Origin of the sequence: Chryseobacterium sp. X308 (assembly GCF_020733145.1) — a bacterium.
Lineage (GTDB): Bacteria > Bacteroidota > Bacteroidia > Flavobacteriales > Weeksellaceae > Chryseobacterium > Chryseobacterium cupriresistens.
In genome coordinates, this window is sequence record NZ_JAJFZH010000046.1 from 1 (window position 1) to 8,745 (window position 8,745).

The 8,745-nt window shown below is 38.1% G+C and carries 6 protein-coding genes; 5 read left to right on the top strand and 1 reads right to left on the bottom strand.

The annotated features are described in order from the left end of the window. The first annotated feature begins 166 nt into the window (after positions 1 to 166). The 3 genes from LIV57_RS22615 (at position 167) to LIV57_RS22625 (ending at position 4,994) form a co-directional block, all read left to right on the top strand. A complete protein-coding gene (locus LIV57_RS22615; RefSeq protein ID WP_227944415.1) occupies positions 167 to 1,243 on the top strand; it encodes an FAD-dependent monooxygenase in 1,077 nt (358 codons plus the stop codon). 2 nt (positions 1,244 to 1,245) lie between these two features. Continuing rightward, positions 1,246 to 2,403, top strand: a complete 1,158-nt coding sequence (locus LIV57_RS22620) for a pyridoxal phosphate-dependent aminotransferase (RefSeq protein ID WP_227944416.1) — start codon at positions 1,246 to 1,248, stop codon at positions 2,401 to 2,403. A 161-nt stretch (positions 2,404 to 2,564) separates the two neighbouring features. Beyond that, positions 2,565 to 4,994, top strand: a complete 2,430-nt coding sequence (locus LIV57_RS22625; RefSeq protein WP_227944417.1) for a TonB-dependent receptor plug domain-containing protein — start codon at positions 2,565 to 2,567, stop codon at positions 4,992 to 4,994. Between the two features lie 143 nt (positions 4,995 to 5,137). Here the strand turns inward: LIV57_RS22625 and LIV57_RS22630 are convergent, their stop codons facing one another. After that, positions 5,138 to 6,355, bottom strand: coding sequence for a PQQ-dependent sugar dehydrogenase (locus LIV57_RS22630; RefSeq protein WP_227944418.1), 1,218 nt, complete (start codon positions 6,353 to 6,355; stop codon positions 5,138 to 5,140). Between the two features lie 39 nt (positions 6,356 to 6,394). On the opposite strand from LIV57_RS22630, the gene LIV57_RS22635 reads away from it, so the two are divergent. Then, positions 6,395 to 6,559 carry a hypothetical protein gene (locus tag LIV57_RS22635; RefSeq protein ID WP_227944419.1) on the top strand — a complete coding sequence of 55 codons (165 nt, stop codon included), beginning with the start codon at positions 6,395 to 6,397 and terminating at the stop codon, positions 6,557 to 6,559. A 166-nt stretch (positions 6,560 to 6,725) separates the two neighbouring features. Next, positions 6,726 to 8,717, top strand: coding sequence for an excinuclease ABC subunit UvrB (gene uvrB / locus LIV57_RS22640; protein WP_110011747.1), 1,992 nt, complete (start codon positions 6,726 to 6,728; stop codon positions 8,715 to 8,717). Positions 8,718 to 8,745: the final 28 nt, after the last annotated feature.

The window sequence follows — 8,745 nt, forward strand, 5'->3', positions numbered from 1 at the left end:
ATCATATAGTATATCTTATGTTTTTCATTTTATTTTTCATGAAATCAAAATTAAATTGATTTATTTTTTGAAATAGTGAAGGTTTTTAATTTTAATTTTGCATTTACCCGAAGGTGATTAAAAAAATACTTAAAAAACCAACCTGAAAAATACTTTATTCCGAAAAATGAAGAAAATTGCTGTCGTGGGCGCCGGTATTTCCGGCTTAAGCATGGCGAATTACTTAGAAAAATACAATATTGATTATCATATTTACGAAAGGAGAAAAAAGAAAGATCTGGCAGGTCACGGTTTTCTCATTCCAAAAGAAGGAATGGATTATCTTTATCAGATCATTGATCCTGATCTTCTTCTCCAACATGGAAATTTCCTGAAAAAATACATCCAATATTCCCACACCGGAAAAATTCTTGCAGAAAAAGAACTGAACAATGTTTTTGCTATTTCAAGACATTCATTAATCAGCTTACTGACACAAAACCTCACTCCCGGCAAGATAACTTATGAAGAGACTATTATTCCTGATGCCCAGCAGAACGGAAAACTGAAACTTTCTGACGGAACTGAGATTGACGCTGATATTGCAGTGATCTCTGATGGCTCCAGAAGCCGGATCAGAAGAAGTCTTTTTCGAGATGAAACCATGAGAATAGTAAGAGAAAGTGAAGTAGTCAATATCATTCAGAATAAAGAAATTGCAGATGTTATTGATAATGACTTTATGAAGTTTCACCATGAGGAAGGCGGGCTGACTTTCGGTATTCTCAAGCTTTCTGATGATACCATTCTTTGGTATTCACAGTTTGACAATCAAAAATATATGATCAATGAATGTTCCGCAGAAAACTTAAAGAAATATATGCTTGGCGTTTTCGAAAACTGGCATCCTTTAGTCCCGGAAATTATACAGAAATCACACTATAAAAATGTACATTTATGGAATGTTTATGAACTGGAAGAGCTAAACCCTTTTTATAAAGATAATTTCGTATTCATCGGAGATGCAGCGCACCCACTTATTCCATTTACCAGCCAGGGAGTTACTTCAGCTCTGAAAGATGCTTTTGTATTAACGAAATACTTAGTTGAAGAAGAAAATACACAGAAAGTCTTCCATAAATATGAGGCAAGCAGAAAGCCCGAAATAGAGATTCACATTCATAATGGAAGAACATTGCTTAAGCAGTTTTTACTCCCGCTCCATCAACAGACTGAAAATATTTTACCTATATCCTATAAATAAATATGTTTACCAATAACGATATCAACTTTGAAGCCCTGAAAAGAAAAGCCTACAACGGAAGATGGGCCACCCTGGAAGACGGCATCATTCCTCTTACGGCAGCCGACCCTGACTTCAGGACCGCTCCTGAAATAGAACAGGGAATTATTGAATACCTGAAAGACGGCTACCTAAGCTATGGGCCGTTTTCCGGACTTCCTGAGTTTAAGAAAAGCGTTGCAGAGCATTTTAACACAGAAAAACACGGAAATTTCTCACCGGAAAATGTATTGGCAGTCAACAGTGCTGCCCAGGGAATGTTTCTTATCGCATCCTACGTTCTTAATCCCGGAGATGAAGCCATTATCCTGGATCCCGTTGATTTTCTTTTCAAAAAATCAGTAGAAACCGCAGGTGGAAAAGTAATGCTTTGCCCTGTGGATACAACAACAGGAGAAATTGATTTTGAAAAACTGGGTTCTTTAATCAATCCCAAAACCAAACTTATCAGCCTATGCAATCCTCACAATCCGCTTGGAAAAGTGTATTCTAAAGAGGTTTTAATACAATTGGCAGAAATTGCATCTACTCATGATCTTTGGGTGATGAGTGATGAAATCTGGAGTGATATTATTTATGATGATAAAGACTTCCATACCTATTCTTCTGTTTCGGAGAAGGCCAGGAAAAAAAGCTTTACGGTATATGGGTTTTCAAAATCATTCGGAATAGCAGGATTAAGAATAGGCGCTGTGCTTTGTAATGACCAGGATATTCTTGAAGACTTCACAGAAAAATCCAATTTCAATTCCACAATAGAAGGTGTTTCTACTTTATCGCAAATCGCGGGAAGTGTAGCATTGGAGAAAGCAAAGCCTTGGTACAAAGAGTTTCTGACGCATTTACAAAGCAACAGAGATCTAGCGTTCAGACTATTAAGCCGTTCAGAAATTGTAACCCCTAATCTGCCCGAAGCTACGTTTGTATTGTTTCCAAAGATTGAAAACGGAATGTCAAGTGACGAATTCACCCAGCATGTTCTGCAGCAGGGAAAAGTAGCCATTGTTCCGGGATCAGAAAGATGGTTCGGCAAAGGAGCCGAAGGACATATAAGAATTTGCTTTTCCACATCCACGGAAATTTTGGAAGAAGGAATTAACAGAATCATTACCAGCTTTTAACGTTAAAATTTTTAATTAAATTTGGGTAATTAATTATTATTTTTCCGAATTTATCACAAATCAATGCTGAATTAAGATATTCATACTAAATATTTAAATTTAATATGGATATAAAAATAAATATTGATAATTTTGATTAAATCATCACTCAAATTATCAATATGAAGATAAAATACATCAGCATCATTTTACTTGGAGCGTCTACCTTCTCTTATGCCCAGCAGATAAAAGACACGTTGAAAGAATCCAAGATCGACGAAGTAGCCATTACAGGAAGCCGTAACAAAAAGAGAACGGTGGTTAATACGCCTGTTCCTATTGACATCATCGACATTAAGCAGGTAAGCCAGTCTACAGGGCAGATAGAAGTCAATCAGCTTTTGCAGTTTTCTGCGCCCTCTTTCAACTCCAACAAGCAATCAGGATCTGATGGTGCTGATGCTGTAGATCCGGCGACTTTAAGAGGTCTTGGTCCCGATCAGACCTTACTTTTATTGAATGGAAAAAGATATCACCAGTCTTCACTGATCAACCTTTTTGGAACCAAAGGAAGAGGAAATACCGGATATGACATGAATACTATCCCGATTGGTGCTATAAAAAGAGTAGAAGTTCTTCGTGACGGGGCTTCCGCCCAATACGGTTCTGATGCTATTGCAGGAGTTATCAACGTTATTTTGAATGACAGAGACAAAGGTTTTGAAGGAAATGCTTTTTATGGCATGAACCTTTTTAAAAGTCCCGGAAACAATGATGTTGTTTCTGATCACAAAGTAGACGGAACTACCTTTGATTTCAGTGGAAATTTAGGAACTAAAATAGGTTCAAAAGGAGGTTTCGGAAATTTTACGGTTGAATTTGTTAATAAAGATTACGCCATACGAAACGCAAATCCGGATATTTACACAGCGCCAAGACAGCGTTTCGGAGATGCCAAGGCTCAAAATATTTACTTTTTCGGAAATATTGAACTTCCTTTGTCTGATGGTCTGAAATTCTATTCCCGCCAGGGTTTTTCACATAGAAATACTAAGGCTTATGCATGGACCAGAACACCTGATGCAGACGGTAATATCCCCGAAGTTTACCCTACAGGATTCAACCCGATTGAAAACACCAGCATTACAGATTTCACTTTTGACAATGGATTAAAGTTCAAAGTTGCTGACTGGGATGTAGATTTTTATAATGCTTTTGGCAACAACAGATTCACTTATCAGATAGACAATACTATTAATGCTACTTTAGGAGTCAAATCACCAACAAGCTTTAATGCAGGAGGACACTCATTGCTGCAGAATACAACAGGGTTTAATGCCGTGAAACAATTTAAGGTACTGGAAGGACTGAATATTGCTTTCGGATCTGAATTCAGATATGAAAAATTTGATATCATTAAAGGAGAAGAAGCCTCCTATACCATGTATGATAAAAACGGAAATCCTGTTACACCAGACACCCCTGAGAGTTTACTGGTTACCAACCCTTTAAATGACAATAGCGTAAGACCAGGCGGTTCGCAGGGATTCCCGGGGTATTCTACAGATATCGGTAAAAGCAGAAATAACTTTGCTGCCTACATAGATACTGAACTGGATGTGACTAAAAACTGGATGATAAGCGTTGCCGGAAGGTTTGAAAATTATAATGATTTCGGAAGTACGCTGAATGGTAAGTTTGCTACACGATATGCATTTACTCCTCAGTTTGCTTTCCGCGGATCTGTTTCTACGGGGTTCAGGGCTCCTTCTTTGGCTCAAAAATATTACAGCCAGCAGTTTACCAACTTTCAGGAAGGTGAATTGGTGACTATTCAGCTGGCGTCTAATGACAGCAAACTGGCAAGCAGTCTCGGAATCCCTCAATTGAAACAGGAAACATCGGTGAACGGGAGTGCAGGATTCACTTTTAACACAGGAAAATTCACGGCGACAGTGGATGGATATTATATTGAGGTAAAAAACAGAATTGTTCTTACCGGATATTTTACACAGGCAGACCTGCCGGCAGAGGTTCAGGCAGAAAATCCGTTTATTGATCAGGTACAGTTCTTTTCTAACGCAATTGATACGCGCACGAAAGGAGTTGATCTTATCTTGAGCTATAATGAAAATATAGGATCCGGAAAGCTGACGGCTACATTAGCGGGGAACTATAATGATATGGAAATCACCAAAGTAAATACTTCGGAAAAGCTGGCAGGAAAAGAAGACATTTACCTGAGCGAAAGAGAAAAGGCTTTTATTCTTGCTTCTGCTCCGAAAACAAAAGTGAATTTAAACCTGAATTATAAGATCAGTAAATTTAATGCGAATCTGCAGCTGGTAAGATTTGATAAGGTCACGCTGATTGGTTATGACGGTACAGAACAGGTTTATAATCCAAAAGTAACAACAGACCTTTCTTTTGGTTATGAATTTAGTAAGAATCTCAATGTAACCCTGGGCAGTAAAAATCTGTTCAACAGATATCCTACCCTGCAAACCACTCAGGTAAGTGATGGAAACACAGAAGGTGGAGGTATTTTTGATCCTGTTCAGATGGGATTTTCCGGAAGACAGGTTTTTGCCAGACTTAATTTTAAGTTTTAAGAGAATAAAAAGAAACTGTATCAAAATGTCATTCTGAACGAAATGAAATGTAGTGAAGAATTTTATGTTATTGGTTTATAAATGAGATTCTTCCTTCGTCAGAATGACAAAGGTGAAATTATTAACCTTTGATACAGTTTTTTCTATTTTTTTGAAATTTTATAAAGTTTACCGCTATCTGTTACAGCATACAGATTTCCATCCATTCCATTTAATACATCCCGGAAACGCTCTTTCTGATCTGCAAGAAGACGTTCTTCTCCTACTACTTTATTGTCTTTCATTACAATTCTGTCAATATGCTCACCGCTTAAACATCCGATAAACAGATTTCCTTTCCATTCGTCTATATTTCCTGTATAAAAAGTTATTCCACTTGGTGAGATCACAGGATCCCAATAATAAACCGGCTGTTCTGTTCCTTCTCTTTGTGTAATTCCCTGTCCTACTTTATCTCCGGAATATTCAATTCCATAGGTTACATCTCCCCAGCCGTAATTTTTTCCGGGTTGGATCAGATTGATCTCATCACCGCCTCTTGGCCCCATTTCAACATCCCAGAGATTGCCATTGGGATCGATAGCCATTCCTTGCGGGTTTCGGACTCCATAAGCGTAGATTTCCGGTTTGTATCCTGATTTTCCGATAAAAGGATTTCCCGGAGCTGGTTGGCCATCCTTTGTAATTTTTAAAATTTTCCCAAGATAATTATCTGTTTTCTGGGCATATACACGGGTAACTTTATCTGATCTTTCTCCTGTGCTGACAAATAAGTTTCCATCTTTATCAAAAGCAAGACGGCTTCCATAATGTTTATCTCCATCATAAGAAGGTTCTGCACGGAAAATAACTTTTACCTCTGAAATATTTTTAAGATCTGCCGAAAGCTTGCCTTTCGCAACAGATGTTAAGTTACCTTTTCCAAATGGTTCCGAAAAGCTGAAAAAAATAATACTATTGGTTTTAAAATCAGGATCAAGAGCGACATCCAGCATTCCGCCCTGCCCTTTTGAATCTACTTTTGGAAAGCCCTCTATTTTGGAGACCTGCTTCCCATCTGGTGAAACAATATTCATGTACCCTTTCTTATCGGTGACGAGGAATTTCCCATCAGGTAAATTGATAATACCCCAGGGCCTTCCCAAATCCTTATTTAATATTTCAACGTTATAGGCTGTTGTCGTCTTTACAGCCTTAATTCTTGTCTGTCCTTTAAATGCCGGCTTGTAATCAGAATTAGGGTTTTCTGTTTCTACACTTCCGTCATTTCCTGTTTTCTGAGCATTCGCATGATTCTCTTTGCATGATGACAAAAAAAGAAAAAAGCTTACTACAGGAATGTAAAATGAATTGATTTTCATATTATTATGATTAGGTGTAATACAACGAATGGAAAAATAATGCCAATAACCACTTCGGAAGAAAATGAAATTCTGAACCGGGAACTTTTAAAAACAGTCACTGAAATCAATAATGAAACAGTATGGATACCTGCAATGAAAGATGGAAAAGCCGTTGCTTCAGTATTGAAAGTTCCGGCAACCATGACTTTTACACGGCCCTAACAATAAAGCGCTATTTTCAGCGCTTTTAATTTTTCTTAGTCAGACAACTTCAAAAAATCAAAAATCAAGGTAGATAAGTTAAAATTTTATTATCAAAATATTCACCTTCAAAACATTATACAGCCTAATAATTTCTTTCGTATTTTTGTTGTATACATTCTTTTCTATGGATTTTAAGCTTCACTCAGAATATAAACCTACCGGAGACCAGCCTCAGGCAATTGAAAAACTTACTGAAGGAATAGAGATCGGTGAAAAATATCAAACGCTTCTGGGGGTAACAGGTTCCGGAAAAACCTTTACTGTTGCGAATGTTATACAAAAAGTACAACGTCCAACTCTGGTACTGGCACACAACAAAACGCTTGCTGCACAGCTCTTCATGGAGTTTAAAGAGTTTTTTCCCGAAAACGCAGTGGAATACTTTGTCAGCTACTACGACTACTACCAGCCCGAGGCCTATATTGCCACCACAGGAACTTATATTGAAAAAGACCTGAGCATCAATGAAGAGGTAGAAAAACTACGTCTTTCTGCAACTGCCAGCCTTCTTTCGGGTAGAAGAGACGTTTTGATTGTAGCTTCTGTTTCATGTATCTATGGTATCGGGAATCCTACGGAATTTCATAAATCGTTGATTTCCATTGCGATTGGTGAGAAAGTTACCAGAACTGCTCTTCTCCATTCACTAGTTAATGCACTGTATGCCAGAACACTGAATGAATTCCAGAGAGGAACATTTCGTGTAAAAGGAGATGTCATTGATGTTTTCCCTGCCTACACGGATAATGCAATCAGAATTCAGTTTTTTGGAGATGAAATTGAAAAGATTCAAAGTTTTGATCCTGTAACAGGAAATGTAGAAGATAATTTTGATCAGATACAGATTTATCCTGCCAATCTTTTTGTAACATCGAAGGAGACCTTAAATGGCGCCATTAAAGAGATTCAGGATGATATGGTAAAACAGGTTGATTTCTTTAGCTCTGTCGGGAAGCCTTTAGAAGCAAAACGCCTTCAGGAAAGAACAGAACTGGATCTTGAAATGATCAAAGAACTGGGCTATTGCTCAGGAATTGAGAACTATTCAAGGTATCTGGATGGCCGTCTTCCGGGGACAAGACCTTTCTGCCTTATTGATTATTTCCCTAAAGATTTTTTAATGGTTATCGACGAAAGCCATGTTACCGTTCCACAGGTTCATGCCATGTACGGTGGTGACAGAAGCAGAAAAGAAGCGCTGGTGGAGTATGGTTTCAGACTTCCCGCTGCAATGGACAACAGACCTTTAAAGTTTGAAGAATTTGAAGCCATTCAGAATCAGGTTATTTATGTTTCTGCAACGCCTGCAGATTATGAACTTGAAAAAACGGGAGGAGCTTATATAGAACAGATTATCCGTCCTACAGGACTTTTAGATCCGATTATTGAAGTAAGACCTTCACTGAACCAGATTGATGATCTGATGGAAGAAATCCAGAAAAGAGCAGATGCGGATGAAAGAGTACTGGTGACTACTTTAACCAAAAAAATGGCGGAAGAACTTACCAAGTACTTCACCAAATTCGGAATCAGAACAAGGTATATTCACTCGGATGTAGAGACCCTGGAACGTATTCAGATTATGCAGGATCTTCGTTTAGGGCTTTTTGATGTATTGATTGGGGTTAACTTATTAAGAGAAGGTCTGGATTTACCTGAAGTTTCTCTGGTTGCCATTCTGGATGCTGATAAAGAAGGAATGCTGAGGAGCAGAAGATCAATGATCCAGACCGTAGGGCGTGCCGCAAGAAACGTGAACGGAAAAGCAATCATGTATGCCGATAAGATCACAAAATCCATGCAGGCTACCCTGGATGAAACCGAATACCGCCGTGCCAAGCAAATGCAGTACAATGAAGAGCACGGTCTGAAGCCAAAAGCATTAAATAAAAAGATATCCGAAAATCTCGTAGGAAGAAGCAAAGACTTCCCTGATGAAAAATATACACAAAAAGAAATCCTTCAGAAAGTTGCCGAAACAAAGGCAACCTACGCTACCGAAGATATCGAGAAAATGATTGCCCAGAAACAAAAAGAAATGGAAGCGGCAGCAAAAAATCTCGACTTTATTAAGGCTGCCAAGCTGAGAGATGAAATTTCAGCATTGAAAGCGTAAAAGGATTGATTATAATATAATTTCGGCG